This is a genomic window from Yersinia enterocolitica subsp. enterocolitica, assembly GCF_901472495.1.
GTDB classification, from domain to species: domain Bacteria; phylum Pseudomonadota; class Gammaproteobacteria; order Enterobacterales; family Enterobacteriaceae; genus Yersinia; species Yersinia enterocolitica.
This window is the reverse complement of record NZ_LR590469.1, coordinates 2807807-2827061: the sequence shown is the minus strand read 5'-3', so window position 1 is coordinate 2827061 and position 19255 is coordinate 2807807. Positions and strand designations below refer to the sequence as shown.

Sequence of the window (19255 nt, the reverse complement as noted above, 5' to 3'; positions counted from 1 at the left end):
GTTAAAGGATGCGATTTACAACCAAACTTTCTGTATTTATGACCTTGTTGGTCGTATTGGCGATGTGCTTAGTGCTACTGGGTAGCACGGCAAGTTTCTTTTACTTATGCCAAAAAAAAATGGAGCACCGCCTCCAGAGCATTGTGACAGCTTATGATCAGTCATTGCTGTTACAACCTGCTAATAAAGAACGCGAATGGCTACCGATCATGATGCGAACGCTAGGTGTGCTGGAAGTTAGCGTTCAGAATGAAAATAGTACGTTGTACCAACTAAAACTCCCTGCCATTTATGCCCCTTGGAACAGTCAAAACCGCCACCGTAGCTTGGTTGTTCCTATGTTGCATCAGCCGGGGGCCTCAATGCATTTCACTTATATTGACCCCTTAAACAGCTATGCCCGCTCCCTTTACGCCGCCGCTATTTTATCGTTGGCGGTGGTGATTATTGCGATAACGCTGTTGCTGAGTTTCCGTTGGTTGCGTGAACAGACCGCAGGTCAGGAAAAACTTGAGTGGCGGGCTAAGCGGATCCTGAATGGCGAACGTGAGCACGCCATTAATAGTGATGGCCACGAATGGCCGCCTTGTGCCAGCCGTGCTATAGACCATCTATTGGCTGAGCTGATAGAAGTAAGAGAAGAGCGTAATCGCGTTGATACATTGATTCGTACTTTTGCCGCACAGGACGCCAAAACCGGCTTCAGTAACCGCCAGTTTTTTGATAATCAGTTAACGACTCAATTGGAAGAGCCTGGTGCCCATGGTGTGGTAATGATGGTGCAGTTACCGGACTTTGACAGCTTAATTGAAACGGATGATCACCAGAAAGTGCAAGAACTGATGCATTCGCTGATTAATCTGCTTTCGACTTTTGTTACCCGGCATCCCTCTGCGTTATTGGCTCGTTATCATCACAGTGATATCGCGATTTTACTCCCCCATAAAACGCTAAAAGACGCCGATGTTATCGCTGCGCAATTGGTGCATGCGCTTGGGGCATTGCCTGAACCACAAGTTATTGACCGTGAGTCACTGTTGCATATTGGCATTGTGGCGTACCGCAATGGCGATTCCGCTGAGCAGATAATGGATAATGCTGGACAAGCGACCAAAAATGCGGCGATGTATGGGGGCAACGGCTGGTATGTCTATGATACCCGCGTAGCAGAAAAAGGCCGTGGTAGTGTCAAATGGCGCACTTTATTAGAACAAACGCTGGCTAATGGTGGCCCTCGGCTTTATCAGAAACCGGTTGTTACTGTTGACGGTAAAATTCACCACCGAGAAATAATTAGCCGCATTTATGATGGCGAACAAGAATTGCGCGCCGCTGAATTTACCCCACTGGTGCAATTATTCGGTTTGGGTGAGCGCTATGACCGCCAAAAAATTGATCGGATAATTCCTTTATTAGCTTTATGGCCGGATGAAACTCTGGCATTTTCTATCAGCGTTGATTCATTATTGCAGCGTCCTTTCCAGCGCTGGCTGCGGGATACGCTGTTGCAATGTAGAAAATCAGATAGAGAGCGAATTATCTTTGAACTTGCAGAGGCAGATGTGTGTCAATATATCAGCCAAATCCGCCCGATGATGCGTTTATTATTGGGGGTGGGTTGTAAGGTCATGGTGTCGCAGGCCGGATTGACGGTGGTCAGTACGTCATATATTAAGTCTCTTCGGGTTGAAATGATAAAACTTCATCCTGGATTAGTTAGAAGCATTAATTTACGTTATGAAAATCAGCTGTTTGTCGAGAGCCTGACCGGTGCTTGTGCGGGAACACATGCAAAAGTTTTTGCGGCAGAAGTTCTTACTCGTCAAGAATGGCAAACGCTGAAGGAGAAAGGTGTTTACGGTGGACAGGGCAATTTTTTTGCTCCGCCAACACTTTTAAACCCTGGAAAGAAAAAATATTCGTATTAGGGCCATGTTTAGCCTGATCGTTGAGCAAAAATTAACGTAGAATGTGCCAGTCATTTCCGTAAATCGTTGGTGGGTGCTTACTTCCGACGAGAATCAGGTTAAATGTTAGATTTTATGTGCTGTGTTACGCCGGTCGTTGCGCAGAATCTGCGTTGTGCCGAAGGTTTATTCAACCTTTTCAAACAACATGGGTTCGTGATGGAACGAGATGTCAATAACGCAGCTACTTTTTCACCGAATCAGGACGTTTTTGCGCCTTGTCGCTGCTTCGTGTGGTTGGTAAAGTAGGCGGATTTTATTTTCCGCCCCCAGCTTGCAGGATTATCCTTTCGTTATGTTTAAGAAATTTCGTGGCATGTTTTCCAACGACTTGTCCATCGACTTGGGTACCGCCAATACCCTTATATATGTTAAAGGACAAGGCATTGTACTGAATGAACCTTCAGTGGTTGCTATTCGCCAGGATCGTGCCGGTTCCCCGAAGAGCGTTGCGGCTGTGGGCCATGATGCTAAACAGATGCTTGGGCGCACCCCAGGCAATATCGCAGCAATTCGTCCGATGAAAGATGGCGTTATCGCCGACTTCTTTGTTACTGAAAAAATGCTGCAACACTTTATTAAGCAAGTTCACAGCAACAGCTTTATGCGCCCAAGTCCGCGTGTATTGGTGTGCGTACCGGTCGGGGCAACTCAGGTTGAGCGCCGTGCGATCCGTGAATCTGCTCAGGGCGCAGGCGCTCGTGAAGTGTTTCTGATTGAAGAACCTATGGCTGCGGCAATTGGCGCAGGCTTACCGGTTTCTGAAGCAACCGGCTCAATGGTTGTGGATATTGGTGGCGGCACCACAGAAGTGGCCGTTATCTCTCTGAACGGTGTGGTTTATTCTTCTTCCGTACGTATCGGTGGTGACCGCTTTGATGAAGCCATCATTAATTATGTGCGCCGTAACTACGGTTCCCTGATTGGTGAAGCAACGGCTGAACGTATCAAGCACAGCATCGGTTCTGCTTATCCTGGTGATGAAGTTCTGGAAATTGAAGTTCGCGGCCGTAACCTGGCAGAAGGTGTACCACGTGGCTTCACTCTAAATTCCAATGAGATCCTTGAGGCGCTGCAAGAGCCGCTGACGGGTATTGTTAGTGCAGTCATGGTTGCGCTGGAACAGTGCCCGCCAGAACTGGCATCTGATATCTCTGAACGCGGTATGGTGTTGACCGGTGGTGGCGCATTGCTACGTAACCTGGATCGCTTGCTGATGGAAGAAACAGGTATCCCGGTGGTGGTAGCAGAAGATCCATTGACCTGCGTCGCTCGCGGCGGTGGTAAAGCGTTGGAAATGATCGACATGCATGGCGGCGATTTGTTCAGCGAAGAATAGTCAGCCAAAACAAAAGAAGAGGGCTTGATCGGATAACCGTATTTTTTACACATCAGGTCAAGTGCTTCTTTTTTTGTCGTCGAGGAATACGCAAAATTTATGAAGCCGATTTTTAGCCGGGGTCCATCCCTGCAACTGCGGTTGTTCTTTGCCGTTCTTGCAGCCATTGTTTTGGTTATTGCGGATAGCCGATTGGGTACATTTGTTAAAATACGTACCTATATGGACACCGCCGTTAGCCCTTTCTATTTTCTGGCCAATGGGCCACGCAAAGTTCTCGACAACGTTTCTGAAACTCTGGCTACCCACCAACAGTTGGAGCTGGAAAATCGTGCGTTGCGCCAGGAGCTATTGCTAAAAAATACTGATCTACAGTTGTTGGGGCAATTTAAGCAGGAAAATAACCGCTTACGTGAATTGCTCGGCTCTCCGCTGCGTCAGGATGAACAAAAAATGGTGACGCAGGTGATGTCCAGTGGGACAGATCCCTATAGTGACCAAGTCGTTATCGACAAAGGTTCTAACAATGGGGTGTACGAAGGCCAACCGGTTATCAGTGACCGTGGCGTCGTAGGCCAGGTTGTTGCGGTGAGTAAACTCACCAGCCGCGTATTATTGATCTGTGATACCTCCCACGCGCTTCCTATTCAGGTTCTACGAAATGATATTCGGGTGATTGCCGCCGGTAGTGGTTGCACCGATGATTTATTATTAGAGCACTTGCCTAGCAATACAGATATTCGTGTTGGTGATGTATTAGTGACGTCCGGTTTGGGCGGCCGTTTCCCTGAGGGTTATCCGGTAGCTGTGGTTTCTTCCGTTAAAGTTGACAACCAGCGAGCCTATACTGTGATTCAAGCGCGCCCGACCGCTGATTTACAGCGCTTACGCTACCTGTTGTTATTGTGGGGTGCGGATCGCAATGGGGATATTCCATTGCCACCCGATGAAGTTCGCCGCGTCGCAAATGAGCGTTTGGCTCCCATGATGTCGCAAGTATTACCGGCCGCGGATGCCATGGGGCCTCCGGCACCACCGGCAGCAACGGCACCAACAGCAGTGACTGCTCCGGGAGTCTCACCATGAACCGTTACAGCAGCAATGGCCGTTGGGTTATTTGGTTATCTTTCCTGATCGCGATGGTGTTGCAAATCATGCCGTGGCCTGAACAGATATATATGTTCCGGCCTTCATGGCTAGCATTAGTCTTAATCTATTGGGTTATGGCATTACCGCACCGCGTGAATGTAGGGACCGGTTTTACTCTTGGGCTGATTATGGACCTTATTTTGGGTTCCACTCTCGGGGTGCGGGCGCTGGCGCTGAGTATTATTGCTTATCTGGTTGCGTTTAAGTTTCAGCTATTTCGCAATATGGCCTTGTGGCAGCAGGCGCTTATTGTGATGCTGTTGTCACTGACGATGGATGTCGTGGTGTTTTGGTCTGAGTTTTTAGTCAGTAATGTCTCATTCCGCCCCGAGGTCTTCTGGAGTAGCGTGGTCAACGGTATCTTGTGGCCGTGGTTGTTTTTGTTAATGCGTAAAATTCGCCGTCAATTCTCGGTACAATAAGGACTTAAGACTCATGACCGCTCTGTACCTCGCCTCTGGATCTCCGCGCCGTCGTGAATTATTGACCCTGCTTGATGTCCCTTTCGAGGTACTGAAAACAGAAGTTGAAGAGCAGCGCAGACCCGAGGAAAGTGCACAACAATATGTCCAGCGTTTAGCACAGGACAAAGCACGAGCAGGGGTGAGTGTCGCACCACAGGATTTTCCGGTACTCGGTGCAGATACCATTGTGGTGTTAAATGGGCAAGTATTAGAAAAACCACGGGATAAAGCGCATGCACAGCAAATTCTGAGTGCATTGTCCGGGCAGCAGCACCAAGTGATCACTGCGGTGTCTCTCGCTGACCGAAAAAATATGTTATCTGCCATGGTTGTGACAGATGTGACATTTCGCGTGTTATCTCAGTTGGAAATCAGTGACTATATTGCTACCGGTGAACCCATGGACAAAGCGGGCGCTTACGGTATTCAGGGGAAAGGTGGTTGTTTCGTCAGATCCATCACCGGCAGTTATCATGCCGTGGTGGGTTTGCCGTTGGTTGAAACCCATGAATTACTAAGTCATTTCATTGCGCTACGTAATGTGAGAGGAAGTCATGACAGCTGAATTACTGGTCAATATTACACCGTCTGAAACGCGGGTTGCCTATATTGATGGCGGTATCCTGCAAGAAATACACATCGAACGAGAAGCTAAAAGAGGGATCGTCGGTAATATTTACAAAGGCCGTGTTAGCCGGGTTTTACCGGGGATGCAGGCGGCCTTTGTTGATATAGGTCTGGATAAGGCCGCTTTCCTTCATGCTTCCGATATCATGCCCCACACCGAATGTGTGGCTGGGGATGAGCAGAAAAATTTTAATGTGCGCGACATTGCTGAACTGGTTCGTCAGGGGCAGGATCTCATGGTGCAGGTGGTGAAAGACCCGCTTGGCACTAAAGGCGCACGTCTGACCACCGATATCACCCTACCTTCCCGCTATCTGGTGCTTATGCCAGGTGCTGCCCATGTTGGTGTTTCCCAGCGTATTGAAAGTGAAGCTGAGCGTGAGCGCCTGAAAAAAACCGTGGCAGAGTATTGCGATGAGCAAGGTGGTTTTATTATCCGTACCGCCGCGGAAGGGATTGGTGAAGAAGAACTGGCCGCTGACGCCGCTTTCCTCAAGCGTTTATGGACGAAGGTTCAGGAGCGTAAAAAACGTAATATCACCAAATATAAGTTGTACGGTGAAATGGCGCTGGCACAGCGTGTACTACGTGATTTTGCTGGTGCAGCATTGGATAAAATCCGCGTCGACTCCAAATTGACCTATGATTTGCTGGTGGAATTTACCAGTGAATATATTCCAGAAATGACCGAAAAACTGGAGCTGTATGCGGGTAAGCAACCCATTTTTGACCTCTATGATGTCGAGAATGAAATACAGCGATCATTAGAGCGCAAAGTTGAGTTAAAATCAGGCGGTTACCTGATTATCGACCAGACCGAAGCCATGACCACCGTGGATATCAATACCGGTGCTTTTGTCGGTCATCGTAATCTTGATGAGACTATTTTCAATACCAATATTGAGGCCACTCAAGCTATCGCGCGCCAGTTACGGCTGCGCAATCTGGGTGGAATTATCATTATTGATTTCATTGACATGAGTAACGAAGAGCATCGTCGGCGAGTCCTGCATTCACTGGAACAAGCACTGACTAAAGATCGAGTAAAAACCAGTATTAGCGGTTTCTCTCAGCTAGGCTTAGTAGAGATGACTCGCAAGCGCACGCGAGAGAGCATCGAGCATGTATTATGCAATGAGTGCCCAACCTGCCGTGGTCGTGGCACGGTCAAATCGGTAGAAACCGTGTGCTACGAGATCTTGCGCGAAATTGTCCGTGTTCACCATGCTTATGATTCTGACCGTTTCCTGGTTTATGCTTCTCCAGCGGTGGGGGAAGCGCTGAAAGGTGAAGAATCTCATGCACTGGCTGAAGTGGAAATCTTCGTTGGTAAGCAAGTGAAAGTTCAGATTGAGCCACTGTATAACCAAGAACAATTTGATGTGGTGATGATGTAAGTACCCCCCGGTCTTACAGCTTGCAGCGGATGGCAAGGAGAGAAGTGTGAGGCGACTGCCCAGGATAATGTTTGCGACAGGCGCCACAATAATTGTTGTGGTCGCACTGTTGGTCAGTGGGCTACGCATGATGTTGCCTCTTATCAACGATTATCGACCACAAATCGTGGCCAAGATTCAGTCCATCAGCGGTATTCCACTGGAAGTGGGGTTCATGCAAGGGACGTGGGAAACCTTTGGCCCGACATTGGAATTGCGTGATATTAGCGCTAAGTTGCCGAAAGCTGACTGGCAAGTGCAACGTGTGACTCTTGCGCTTGACGTATGGCAATCATTGCTACATCGCCGTTGGCAATTCCGTGACATGACTTTCTATCAGCTGCAGCTGGATCTCCATACCACGTTAGATAGGCAGCAAAACAATAGCAACAGCTTTGAAGCCAGCACTATCACTGATATCTTCTTACGTCAGTTAGATCACTTTGATCTGCGAAACAGCCGTATTTCTTTCCTTACCCCATCAGGCCCGCGCGCCGAATTAGAGATTCCACAACTCACTTGGCTTAATTCCGCCAGTCGGCATCGTGCTGAAGGGCAAATCAGCCTGTCGACCATTAATGGCCAGCATGGCGTGCTAATGGTGCGGATGGATCTGCATGATAATCAGGGGATTTTAAGCAATGGCACTGTTTATATGCAGGCCGATAATATTGATGTAAAACCCTGGATTAGCCGTTGGCTACACACCAATACCGGGCTGGAGAGTGCTGAGTTCAGTTTGGCAGCGTGGTTGAGTATCAAAAGTGGCGAAATCTACAGCGGCAATGTATTGCTCCGTCAGGGGCAAGCCAATTGGACGGTGGAAGGGGAATCTCATCAGTTAGCAGTAGATAACTTGGTGTTGGAAGGCAGCCGTCATGGCAATGGTTGGCAAATTGATGCGCCACAATTGAGTCTGAAAACCGATGGGCAACCTTGGCCTAAAGGGCATTTATCTGCGCTGTGGTTACCGGAAAACACCCAATTTATTGGGCCAGACCAATCTCAAGAGTTACGCATTCGTGCCACGAATATTCAGTTAGAGCGAGTCGGGCCGCTATTACCCACTTTGTCACTGTTGACCCCCGAGCTTATGAATCACTTAGCTGATTTACGGCCTCAAGGGATCGTCGATGCTTTGGCTTTGGATATTCCTATCAGCCAACCGCACAAGACCCGTTTTCAGGCAAAATGGCATGATATCAGTTGGCAGCATTGGGATATGGTGCCGGGGGTGAATAATTTTGCCGGTTCACTCAGTGGCTCCGCCGAGCTTGGGCGGTTGGATATCAACTTGAAAAACAGCACATTACCTTATGGCGATATGTTCCGTGCGCCGCTAGAGGTCAGTCAGGCGAGCGGCACTGTGAACTGGCAGGTTGATGATAACGGTTGGGAGTTGTGGAGTGATCAGTTGGATGTCAGGGCTAAGTCATTGTGGGCCAACGGTAATTTCCGTTACATGCAGCCAGACATAGGTCAGCCGTGGCTTAAAATTCTAAGTGGTATTCGTTTGTATGATGCGGCAGATGCCTGGCGTTACTTCCCGGTGCCCTTAATGGGTGGAAAGCTGGCTGATTATTTGACTGAGGCATTGCACGGAGGGCAGGTAGATAACGCCACGCTGATTTACAACGGTAATCCTCACGATTTCCCCTATAAACATAAAGAGGGCCAGTTCCAGGTTTATGTTCCGCTGCGTAACGCTACCTTCCAGTTCCAGCCAGATTGGCCCGCGTTAGATAATTTAGCTATCGACCTCGATTTTCTCAATGAAGGCCTGTGGATGAATGCGCCTCATGCCATGCTGGGTAAAGTTACCGGTAGCAATATCAGCGCTATCATTCCGGACTATCTGAAAGAAAAACTCTATGTTGATGCTGAAGTTGCAGGTGAAGGGCGTGACGTCCATGACTACTTTACCAAAACTCCACTCAATGATTCGGTAGCGGAAACACTGGAAGAGTTACAGGTGGGAGGTAATGTTAGTGGGCGCTTACATCTGGATATCCCATTGGAAGAAAACCGCATTACTCATGCCAGCGGTGAAGTTACATTGAAAAATAACAGCCTGTTGATAAAGCCGTTGCAAAGCCAACTGGAGAATATCAGCGGCAAATTCCGTTTCAATGACGGGAATCTTGAAAGTGATACTTTATCAGCCAACTGGTTTGGGCAGCCGTTAACCGTTGATTTTACGACCGAAGAGCAGCCGAAGAACTTCTTGGTAAATGTTGGGCTGCATGGCGATTGGCTACCCGCCAAGTTGCCGGGCGTGCCGAGCGATGTGGCGAAGTTACTGAGTGGCAGCGCCAACTGGCAAGGTAAAGTCGTGGTGCAATTGCCTAAAAATGGTCAGCCGGACTACAAAATTGATGTGACTGCCGATCTTAATAAAGTGAGTAGTCACTTACCGTCACCGCTAGATAAATCAAGTGGTCAGCCGTTACCACTACAGGTACAAGCAGTCGGTGGTCTCGAGAGTTTTACCTTGTCGGGCAGTGCCGGCAGTCATAACGCTTTTAATAGCCAATGGTTGATGCAAAAACAGCAAGTGGAGTTGGCGCGCGCTATTTGGCAGAGCGCCGCTATTTTGAAAATAGACAGTAAAAAAGCGCCGCCATTGCCAGATGATAAAGGTTTGGTGCTCAAGTTGCCTAACCTCGATGGTGAGCGCTGGCTGGCCCTGTTGGGGGCAGAATTTGCGGCGGTCAGTGCACCCTTTACTGCATCAGATCAACCCGCAATCAAGGGCGGTCAGTCCACTGTCATTCTTCCTAAGCGACTGATATTGCAGACACCTCAGCTCTTGGTGGGCGGCCAGGCTTGGCACAATTTGACCTTGCAGGTCGATCCGTTACCCTCCGGGACGAAAATCACGGCACAAGGCCAGGAAGTGGATGGCCGTCTACTGATGGCGGCAAGTGGGCCGTGGCATGCCGATATTAATTATCTTTATTACAACCCGCAATGGGCGGGGAGTGAAAAGAAAGACCCACTGGCGCAAGTGGCATTGCAGGAGCCACAAAGCCTCAGTAATATCCGCTTCCATGACTGGCCCGCCCTGCAACTGCGCTGTAAGGATTGTTGGATTCTCGGGCAGAGTGTCGGGCGAGTTAATGCGGATTTGACCCCGAAAGGCAATATTCTGGCGCTGACCAATGGGCTAATCGAAGCGGGTAACGGGCGAGCGAAAATTAGCGGGCAGTGGCAGCAAGACAGTTCAGGTGACAAAACATCGCTCAATGTGGCGCTGAGTGGGCCAAAAATTGATGAAACTATTTCGTTCTTTGGTCTGACGACGCCGATAAAGGGGGCCTCGTTTGATATCAATGCTGACGTCAATTGGCGCGGGGTTCCGTGGCAACCGCAGATTAATACCCTGAATGGCACGTTAAAGAATAGATTGGGCAGAGGTCAACTGACCGATCTTGGTGGCGGTCGCGCGGGTCAGTTATTGCGGCTGGTGAGCTTTGACGCACTATTACGTAAGCTCCAGCTTGATTTTAGTGATACGTTTAGTCGTGACTTTGCGTTTGATTCTATTCGCGGTAGCGCCAATATCAAAAATGGCGTGATGCATACCAATGACTTAGTGGTTGATGGGTTGGCGGCGGATATCGCCATGAGCGGGAATGTGGATTTGGCGAAACGTCAAATAGCTATGGAAGCGGTCATTACCCCAGAGATTTCCGCCACTGTTGGTGTTGCAACTGCTTTTGCGATTAACCCGGTGGTTGGGGCGGCAGTATTCGCGGCCTCGAAGATTTTAGGGCCGTTATGGAGCAAGATTTCGCTGATTCGCTATCAGATTACCGGTAGCTTGGATCAACCGACTATCCATGAAGTGTTACGCCAACTAAAGGAGAGTAAGGCGCCATGAAAAATGCCAATGTTGCATTATTACAGTTATGCAGCGGTGAAAATATCCGTGACAATCTGGCTCAAATTGAGCAGCAGATCAAACAGTTAAACTCAGGCATTCAACTGGTTATGACGCCGGAAAATGCATTGCTATTTGCCAATGCAGCCTCATATCGTCATCATGCCGAACAACACAATAACGGGCCATTGCAAGATGCTGTGCGTGAGATGGCGCGTAAGTATGGTGTCTGGATTCAAGTGGGATCTATGCCGATGATAAGTCGTGAGTCACCGGAGCGTATCACCACCAGTAGCTTGCTGTTTGACGACCAAGGCGAGCTGAAAGCGCGCTATGACAAAATCCATATGTTTGATGTAGATATCCAAGATGTCCACGGTCGTTATCGTGAGTCTGATACCTATCAGCCGGGTGAACACCTTACTGTGGTTGATACACCGGTAGGTCGCCTTGGCATGACGGTTTGTTATGATTTACGTTTCCCTGGCCTGTTCCAGGCTTTACGGGCGCAGGGAGCCGAGATTATTTCAGTCCCGGCGGCCTTTACTAAAGTGACCGGTGAAGCTCATTGGGAGATTTTATTGCGCGCCCGGGCAATTGAAAACCAGTGCGTAATACTGGCAGCGGCACAGGTGGGGCGTCATGGCGCGACTCGCCGTACCTGGGGCCACACCATGGCTGTCGATGCCTGGGGTAAAATCATTGGGCAGAATCCAGATGCGGTTTCAGCCTTAAAAGTCAAAATCGAAACCACAGGTTTGAAAACTATTCGTAACCAGATGCCGGTATTACAGCACAATCGCTTTGCGTCATCGCTGGTACCGCGATTATCTGATTCAAAACAATCATCTAAATAAGAGTGAAAACTATGAGCCTCTCGTTTGTCAGTGAGCAGTTACTCGCTGCTAACAAGCTGAACCATCAGGACTTGTTCTCAGTATTGGGGCAGTTGGCTGAACGCCGCCTCGATTATGCTGACCTGTATTTCCAGTCCAGCTATCACGAGGCCTGGGTGTTGGAAGACAGCATCATCAAAGATGGCTCTTACAATATTGATCAGGGTGTCGGCGTGCGCGCGGTCAGCGGTGAAAAGACCGGTTTTGCTTATGCAGACCAAATCACCCTGAATGCTTTACAGCAAAGCGCTCATGCCGCGCGCAGTATTGTGCGCGATACTGGCAACGGTAAAGTGCATACCTTGGGCGAGATTCGCCATCAGGCGCTCTATCCGCTGCTCGATCCGCTGCAAAGTCTGTCGCGCGAAGACAAAATCGCTTTACTGCATCGCGTAGATAAGGTCGCGCGTGCTGCTGATAAACGGGTGCAGGAAGTGAGCGCCAGCCTGACTGGCGTATATGAGCAAATCCTGGTCGCGGCCACCGACGGTACACTGGCGGCAGATGTGCGCCCACTGGTGCGCCTGTCAGTCAGCGTATTAGTGGAAGAAAACGGCAAACGTGAACGCGGTGCCAGCGGTGGTGGTGGTCGTTTCGGCTATGACTACTTCCTGGAAACGGTTGATGGTGAAGTGCGTGCCGATAACTTTGCTAATGAAGCGGTGCGCATGGCGCTGGTGAATCTGTCCGCTATCGCCGCACCTGCTGGTGCCATGCCGGTGGTGCTGGGCGCAGGCTGGCCAGGTGTGTTGTTGCACGAAGCGGTCGGTCATGGCTTGGAAGGTGATTTCAACCGTCGTGGCAGCTCAGTATTCAGCGGGCAAATGGGTAAGCTGGTGGCCTCAGAGCTGTGTACCGTGGTGGATGATGGCACCATGCAAGGCCGTCGCGGCTCATTAGCTATCGACGATGAAGGGGTGCCGGGTCAATATAACGTGCTGATTGAAAACGGTATTCTGAAAGGCTATATGCAGGATAAGCTGAATGCGCGCCTGATGGGGGTTGCGCCGACCGGTAACGGCCGCCGTGAATCCTATGCTCATCTGCCGATGCCGCGTATGACTAACACTTATATGTTAGCGGGTAAATCAACACCGGAAGATATTATTGCCAGTGTGGAATATGGCCTGTATGCCCCTAACTTTGGTGGCGGTCAGGTGGATATCACCTCCGGCAAGTTTGTATTCTCAACCTCAGAAGCCTATTTAATCGAAAAAGGCAAAATCACCCGCGCGGTGAAAGGGGCCACTTTGATTGGCTCCGGCATTGAAGCCATGCAGCAGATTTCGATGGTTGGTAACGATCTGGCGCTGGATAAAGGCGTCGGTGTCTGCGGCAAAGAAGGTCAAAGCCTGCCAGTTGGTGTCGGTCAACCTACTTTGAAGCTGGATAATCTGACGGTGGGTGGTACGGCGTAAGGTTTGTTAGATAACACCGTATTTTGGGTGCTCAGTTCAGTACCAAATTGAGTGCCCAATAACGGATGTATTTATCTATAACCCTGATATACCTCTGCGACTCGTTTAAAGTATTCAGTTAAATAATCTATACAGACCTGGACTTTGAGCGGCATTTTATCTTTCTCGGTATATAGTGCATATACCGGTCGTGGGTCAGAATGGTATTTTTTGAATAGCACTTCCACTTCACCACGCTTTATTTCTTCAATAACCCACATTAATGGTGCATAGGCGATACCGGCCCCCGCTTTAAGCCAACGAATCATGGTTTGCGAGTCGTTAGTCACAAAACGTCCCTGCGGTGATATCTGAGTTGTAATACCCTCAGGTGCGATTAATTCAAAATTGCTATCTGGCCGTACACTGTATTCCAGCCAGGAGAAGTTCGTCATATCACTGGGTTTTTCCGGTGTGCCATGTTGCGCTAAATAACTTTTGGCCGCGCAGACTACCATCGGCATAGAACCAAGGCGGCGCGAGAATAGCCCTGAATCTTGTAACGCGCCTACACGAATCACCACATCTAAACCGTCGGCAATCAAGTCCGGTGCCGGTATGCCGGTCACCAGATTGACGGAAAGCCCGGGATATTCTTTCAACATCTCAGCCGTCATGGTCGCCAGCACGTTTTGTGCCATAGTTGAAGAACAACCGATTCGTAGTGTGCCGGTCGGGGTATTGTTAAACGCATACAATTGCTCATGCACTTCCTGCACTTCCTGCAACATGCGCCGACAGCCCTGATAATAAATCCGGCCCGCTTCCGTCAAACCAATACGCCGGGTGCTGCGGTTAAGCAGCTTCACATTTAACTCGGATTCTAGTTTTGACACCGTTTGGCTTATCGAAGACACACTCATTGCCAACTGTCGTGCCGCGCCGGTAAAGGATCCGCACTCGACGACTTTGGCAAAGACTGACATCCGTTTTAATCTTTCCATGGTTCACTCTGTGTTGATTGTTAACTCTGGCTTAAAAGTGATTTAGATCACACATTGTAGATAACTTGATAATAAGCAGGCTAATATACTGCTGTCGGGAGAAAAGTCCGAAGTTTGAAAGCCGCGTAGCCGAAGTGTTACCTCGCCTCGTCCAGGTTGCAGTCATACTGAACAATCAAGTTTAACCTATAAGTCAGTCTTATGGCTGGTGCTTTTGGCCGTGATCGCTGTGGTTGGATGTGTTGCAACTGAGTATCAGATTATTCACCCGGGCGTATTCACCGACACCCTATAATAGAAAGGATTTAAAGAATGAGTTTGCTTCCGGTGATGGTTATTTTCGGTCTCTCTTTTCCACCGATATTTCTTGAACTGATTCTCTCGCTGGCACTTTTTTTCGTTCTGCGCCGTGTGTTGCAGCCCACTGGTATTTATGAGTTTGTCTGGCATCCGGCGCTGTTTAATACCGCGCTGTATGGTTGTCTTTTTTATTTAATATCTCGTCTTTTTTCCTGAGGTCGCCGTGAGTACTTTTTCATTAAAAATAATCCGCATCGGCATCACCTTGTTGGTGGTTTTACTGGCTGTTATCGCCATTTTCAAAGTCTGGGCCTTTTACACTGAATCGCCGTGGACCCGTGATGCAAAATTTACCGCCGATGTGGTTGCTATTGCCCCCGACGTCAGCGGGTTAATCACCGATGTGCCGGTGAAAGACAACCAACTGGTGCAGAAAGGCCAGATCCTGTTTGTGATTGACCAGCCGCGCTATCAACAAGCGTTGGCTGAAGCCGAAGCTGATGTGGCCTATTACCAAACACTGGCCGCCGAGAAACAGCGGGAATCTGGCAGACGCCAACGTCTGGGGATTCAGGCAATGTCACAAGAAGAGATAGACCAGTCCAACAACGTATTACAAACCGTGCGTCATCAATTGGCGAAAGCTGTCGCGGTGCGCGATTTAGCCAAACTTGATCTGGAGCGCACCACCGTGCGTGCTCCCGCCGAAGGGTGGGTGACAAACCTGAATGTTCACGCCGGAGAGTTTATTAACCGTGGTGCAACGGCGGTGGCCTTGGTGAAAAAAGATACGTTCTATATTTTAGCCTATCTGGAAGAGACCAAGCTGGAAGGGGTTAAGCCGGGACATCGGGCGGAAATCACGCCGCTGGGCAGCAACCGCATTCTGCATGGCACTGTTGATAGTATCTCTGCGGGGGTCACCAATAGCAGCAGCAGTGCGGATAGCAAAGGGTTGGCGACCATTGATAATAACCTGGAATGGGTGCGGCTGGCACAGCGTGTGCCGGTAAAGATCCGTTTGGATAGCGAAGATCAGCAGCATTCGTATCCGGCAGGTACTACCGCGACAGTGGTTATTACTGGCTCAACGGATCGCGACCCTAATCAGGCATCACCTATTGTGAAATTAATGCATCGTCTGCGCGAGTTTGGCTAACATGACCAGCCCGACTTTTATCCGCCTGCGCTTTGCTTTTAAGCTCAGTTTCGCCATTGTGGCGGCACTGTTTCTGGGCTTTCATCTGCAATTGGAAACACCGCGCTGGTCGGTATTGACGGCGGCAATTGTGGCCGCTGGCCCGGCTTTTGCCGCCGGTGGCGAACCGTTTTCTGGTGCAATCCGTCATCGTGGCTGGTTGCGTATCATCGGGACATTCATCGGTTGTATTGGCGGCCTGATTATAATTGTTCTGACCATCAGAGCGCCGGTCTTGACCTTGATGCTGTGCTGTTTGTGGGCAGGGGTGTGTACCTGGATCTCCTCACTGGTGCGCGTCGAAAACTCCTATGCCTTTGGTTTAGCAGGTTATACCGCGCTTATCATCATTGTGACAACCGGTGAAACCCCGCTATTGACCCCTCAGTTTGCTGTTGAGCGCTGTAGTGAGATTGTGCTGGGGATCGTCTGTGCAGTGATGGCTGATCTGCTGTTTTCGCCGCGATCAATCAAGCAGGATATCGATCGGCTGGTGGATAAGGTGTTGGTGGATCAATATCGGCTGCTACAACTGTGTATTCGCCCGGCGGAAAAAACCGATATTGATCGTGCCTGGAATGATTTAGTCAAAAATACCACTGCACTCAATGGGATGCGTAGCTATCTGATGATGGAATCCTCTCGTTGGCAGCGCTGTAATCGCCGTTTACAGGTCTTACATACCGAGTCATTAACACTTATCACCCAGGCGTGTGAAACCTATCTGGTACTCGCCAATCACCCTGATATTTTAACCGCTGAACTGAAAGCTATGTTGAGTGAACCAGCACCAACACCGGCTGAAATTCATCAACGGATGAAAACGCTGCGCCAGTTTATTGCTGTCAGCCACAGTGAGGCTATCCCTCATACCATCAGCAGTTGGGTGGGGGCGGCAACTCGCTATTTATTACTGGCAAAAGGGATCCATACCAATAGCAGTATCAGCCGGGTAGAGGAAGGGATTCTGGCCGGTGTGGTGCCGGTGAAACATGTCTCAGCCGAAGGCCATCATGCAATGATTAACGGCCTGCGTACCGGTGTGGCAACAGCAATTGGTGGGTTATTCTGGTTATGGACCGGCTGGACATCCGGTGCGGGTTGTATGGTGATGATTGCGGTGGTGACGTCGCTGGCGATGCGAACCCCTAATCCTCGCATGGTGGCGATAGACTTCCTGTTGGGGGTGATAATGGCGCTGCCCATTGGGGCACTGTACTTTATGTTTATCATCCCCGCTACGCAGCAGAGTATGCTGTTGCTGTGTATCAGCCTGGGGTTGTTAGCATTTATTATTGGTATCGAAGTGCAAAAACGGCGCTTGGGATCACTCGGGACGCTAGCCAGCACCATCAATATTATGGTGTTGAGCAACCCGATGGAATTTAATGTCAGCTTGTTCCTCGACAGCGCATTAGGCCAAATCGTCGGTTGCTTCGTCTCCCTGATTGTTTTGTTGCTAATCCGCGATAATGCCAAAGACAGAACCGGTAGAACCTTATTAAACCGCTTTGTTTACAGCGCAGTATCAGCCCTAACCACCAATAAAGCACGCCGCAATGAAAACCATTTACCGGCGCTATATCAGCAATTGAATCAACTTTTGATGATGTTCCCCGGTGATATAGACAAGTATCGGTTGGCATTAACCCTGATAATTGCCCATCAGCGGCTCAATAAAACCGAAGTTCCAGTGAATGCCGAGTTGAGTGCTTTCCATAAGCAAATTCGTTACACCGCTGATCGCGTTATCAATGCGAAAAACTCCCAGAAACGGCGCTATTACTTCGCGAGATTATTGCAGGAATTAGACCAATATCAGCAAAAATTAGTGGATTATCAATCGCCCGATGCTGTTACTCGTCCGGTAAAACGGTTGGCTGATATGCTGCACAAGTATCAGAGTGCACTGATATAGAGATAGGTTGAAATGGGCTAAGCTGTTCCCTGTGCTTTTTCAAAGGCTATACTGAAGCTGGAACCATCCTTCCTCGCCCTCCATTGATGGGGGGCATCATTTCCCGCAGGAGGTCGACAAGATGTCAGCACATAATCCATCAGACAACCCATCACGCAATCCATTACAACCTCAGCAACACAGCGACGGTGTTTATCATATCGGCTACTTCGTTGGCGGCACCTGGCATCAGGCGCAGGATACTTTCGAGGTCCGCAATCCTGCCACCGGTGAATTGGTGGCAAAAGTGGCTAAATCCGGTAAACATGAAACCGAGGCCGCGATTAAAGCCGCCAGTAAAGCCTTTCCTGCCTGGCGCAAAACCCCGGCAAAACAGCGCGCAGAAATTTTACAGCGCTGGTATTTGTTGATAATGGAACATCAACAGTCATTGGCCGAGATAATGGTTTCTGAGCAAGGTAAACCATTGAAAGAAGCATTAGGTGAGGTTGCTTATGCCGCCAGCTTTATTCAATGGTTTAGCGAGCAGGCTAAGCGCGCCAATGGCGAAATCATTCCGCCAGCCAAAGAAGGTGCCCGCATTCTGGCGACCCGTGAACCGGTCGGTGTGGTTGCAGCTATCACGCCGTGGAACTTCCCGCTGGCGATGCTCACCCGCAAACTTGGGCCAGCACTGGCGGCAGGTTGTACCGGCCTGATTAAACCGGCCAATAACACACCGTTATCCGCCTTTGCTTTACTGGCATTGGCTGAGCAGGCGGGGGTACCTGCAGGGGTGCTCAATGGTGTTGCCGGTGATACCCATGCTATCAGCGATGCCATCATGGCCAGCCCTGAAGTGCGCAAAATCTCCTTTACCGGTTCGACCGAAGTGGGTAAAACCTTGATGCGTAACGCCGCCGCGACCATGAAGAAAATCTCCATGGAGTTAGGTGGGAATGCACCTTATATCGTATTTGATGATGCCGATTTAGATGCTGCTATCGCGGGAGCCATGGCCTGTAAATTCCGCAATGCCGGGCAAGTGTGTGTTTGCGTCAATCGCTTCTATATTCAGGATAGTGTTTACGACGAGTTTGTTACCCGCCTGGCCGCTGAGGTTAAAAAACTGAAAGTCGGCAATGGCATGGATAAAGACGTCAACATGGGGCCGCTGATTAACCTGGCCGGTCTGGAGAAAGTGGAAGACCACGTCAAAGATGCGCTTGAGAAAGGTGGGCGATTATTGGCCGGTGGCCGTCGCCACGCCTTGGGCGGTAATTTCTTCCAACCGACTGTTATTGCTGATGCCACCGAACAAATGAAAGTAGCTTCTGAAGAGACCTTTGGCCCACTGGCGGCTTGTTTTCGTTTTAAAACGGAAGAAGAAGTCATTCAGCGGGCGAATAATACTCCATTTGGATTGGCAGCTTATTTCTATACTCAGAACTTGCAACGGGTATTCCGGGTTTCAGACGCACTGGAAAGCGGTATGATTGGTGTGAACGAAAGCTCGGTGTCAACTGAGCTGGCACCTTTCGGTGGTGTTAAAGAATCTGGTTTGGGTCGTGAAGGCTCAGTGCTCGGGTTGGATGAGTTTATGGAAGTGAAAACCTTGCATCTGGGTAATTTATAATTCAGATAAAGGTATCACGTTGGTGGATAAAGCTGGCTGTGGGTTATTGCGATGAGTAGCCA

14 protein-coding genes are annotated in these 19255 nt (G+C 49.5%); 13 read left to right on the top strand and 1 reads right to left on the bottom strand.

Annotated features, from left to right (window positions below):
* Positions 1-8: 8 nt before the first annotated feature.
* The 9 genes from csrD to tldD all read left to right on the top strand — a co-directional run bounded on the left by csrD (position 9) and on the right by tldD (position 13179).
* Positions 9-1928, top strand: a complete 1920-nt coding sequence (gene csrD, locus FGL26_RS13450; RefSeq protein WP_032908997.1) for an RNase E specificity factor CsrD — start codon at positions 9-11, stop codon at positions 1926-1928.
* Between the two features lie 334 nt (positions 1929-2262).
* Positions 2263-3306, top strand: coding sequence for a rod shape-determining protein MreB (gene mreB, locus FGL26_RS13445; RefSeq protein ID WP_002228205.1), 1044 nt, complete (start codon positions 2263-2265; stop codon positions 3304-3306).
* A 99-nt stretch (positions 3307-3405) separates the two neighbouring features.
* The gene (mreC, locus tag FGL26_RS13440) at positions 3406-4392 is read left to right on the top strand and encodes a rod shape-determining protein MreC (protein ID WP_005163136.1); all 987 of its coding nucleotides are present in this window, start codon (positions 3406-3408) and stop codon (positions 4390-4392) included.
* Entirely contained in the window at positions 4389-4877 is a 489-nt protein-coding gene (gene mreD, locus FGL26_RS13435) for a rod shape-determining protein MreD (RefSeq protein WP_005163138.1), read from the top strand. Before mreC ends, mreD begins: the two co-directional genes overlap by 4 nt.
* A 13-nt stretch (positions 4878-4890) precedes the next feature.
* Complete coding sequence (locus tag FGL26_RS13430) at positions 4891-5484, top strand: Maf family protein (RefSeq protein ID WP_005174335.1); 594 nt, start codon at positions 4891-4893, stop codon at positions 5482-5484.
* Positions 5474-6943 carry a ribonuclease G gene (gene rng / locus FGL26_RS13425; protein WP_005174333.1) on the top strand — a complete coding sequence of 490 codons (1470 nt, stop codon included), beginning with the start codon at positions 5474-5476 and terminating at the stop codon, positions 6941-6943. Before FGL26_RS13430 ends, rng begins: the two co-directional genes overlap by 11 nt.
* A 46-nt stretch (positions 6944-6989) precedes the next feature.
* Entirely contained in the window at positions 6990-10865 is a 3876-nt protein-coding gene (gene yhdP, locus FGL26_RS13420) for an AsmA2 domain-containing protein YhdP (protein ID WP_005174332.1), read from the top strand.
* Complete coding sequence (nit1, locus tag FGL26_RS13415) at positions 10862-11722, top strand: deaminated glutathione amidase (RefSeq protein WP_005174329.1); 861 nt, start codon at positions 10862-10864, stop codon at positions 11720-11722. The genes yhdP and nit1 overlap by 4 nt, the downstream gene beginning before the upstream one ends.
* Before the next feature lie 11 nt (positions 11723-11733).
* Positions 11734-13179, top strand: coding sequence for a metalloprotease TldD (gene tldD, locus FGL26_RS13410; protein ID WP_005174328.1), 1446 nt, complete (start codon positions 11734-11736; stop codon positions 13177-13179).
* 71 nt (positions 13180-13250) lie between these two features.
* On the opposite strand, the gene aaeR is transcribed toward tldD, so the two are convergent.
* On the bottom strand, positions 13251-14162 hold the full coding sequence (aaeR, locus tag FGL26_RS13405; protein WP_005174326.1) for an HTH-type transcriptional activator AaeR: 912 nt from the start codon (positions 14160-14162) through the stop codon (positions 13251-13253).
* Between the two features lie 312 nt (positions 14163-14474).
* Between aaeR and aaeX the strand changes: the two genes are divergently transcribed.
* The 4 genes from aaeX (at position 14475) to FGL26_RS13385 (ending at position 19193) form a co-directional block, all read left to right on the top strand.
* Entirely contained in the window at positions 14475-14678 is a 204-nt protein-coding gene (aaeX, locus tag FGL26_RS13400; RefSeq protein WP_005174323.1) for a p-hydroxybenzoic acid efflux pump operon protein AaeX, read from the top strand.
* A gap of 7 nt (positions 14679-14685) precedes the next feature.
* Positions 14686-15621, top strand: coding sequence for a p-hydroxybenzoic acid efflux pump subunit AaeA (gene aaeA / locus FGL26_RS13395; protein ID WP_005174322.1), 936 nt, complete (start codon positions 14686-14688; stop codon positions 15619-15621).
* Position 15622: 1 nt separating this feature from the next.
* Entirely contained in the window at positions 15623-17578 is a 1956-nt protein-coding gene (gene aaeB / locus FGL26_RS13390; protein ID WP_005174321.1) for a p-hydroxybenzoic acid efflux pump subunit AaeB, read from the top strand.
* A 121-nt stretch (positions 17579-17699) separates the two neighbouring features.
* Positions 17700-19193: an NAD-dependent succinate-semialdehyde dehydrogenase gene (locus FGL26_RS13385; protein ID WP_005174317.1), complete on the top strand. Its 1494-nt coding sequence runs from the start codon at positions 17700-17702 to the stop codon at positions 19191-19193.
* The last annotated feature ends 62 nt before the right edge of the window (positions 19194-19255 follow it).

Bases quoted from the DNA above. Each gene is read 5' to 3' on its own strand.
- csrD (WP_032908997.1), top strand. From the start codon at position 9: ATGCGATTTACAACCAAACTTTCTGTATTTATGACCTTGTTGGTCGTA.
- mreB (WP_002228205.1), top strand. From the start codon at position 2,263: ATGTTTAAGAAATTTCGTGGCATGTTTTCCAACGACTTGTCCATCGAC.
- mreC (WP_005163136.1), top strand. From the start codon at position 3,406: ATGAAGCCGATTTTTAGCCGGGGTCCATCCCTGCAACTGCGGTTGTTC.
- mreD (WP_005163138.1), top strand. From the start codon at position 4,389: ATGAACCGTTACAGCAGCAATGGCCGTTGGGTTATTTGGTTATCTTTC.
- FGL26_RS13430 (WP_005174335.1), top strand. From the start codon at position 4,891: ATGACCGCTCTGTACCTCGCCTCTGGATCTCCGCGCCGTCGTGAATTA.
- rng (WP_005174333.1), top strand. From the start codon at position 5,474: ATGACAGCTGAATTACTGGTCAATATTACACCGTCTGAAACGCGGGTT.
- nit1 (WP_005174329.1), top strand. From the start codon at position 10,862: ATGAAAAATGCCAATGTTGCATTATTACAGTTATGCAGCGGTGAAAAT.
- tldD (WP_005174328.1), top strand. From the start codon at position 11,734: ATGAGCCTCTCGTTTGTCAGTGAGCAGTTACTCGCTGCTAACAAGCTG.
- aaeR (WP_005174326.1), bottom strand. From the start codon at position 14,162: ATGGAAAGATTAAAACGGATGTCAGTCTTTGCCAAAGTCGTCGAGTGC.
- aaeX (WP_005174323.1), top strand. From the start codon at position 14,475: ATGAGTTTGCTTCCGGTGATGGTTATTTTCGGTCTCTCTTTTCCACCG.
- aaeB (WP_005174321.1), top strand. From the start codon at position 15,623: ATGACCAGCCCGACTTTTATCCGCCTGCGCTTTGCTTTTAAGCTCAGT.
- FGL26_RS13385 (WP_005174317.1), top strand. From the start codon at position 17,700: ATGTCAGCACATAATCCATCAGACAACCCATCACGCAATCCATTACAA.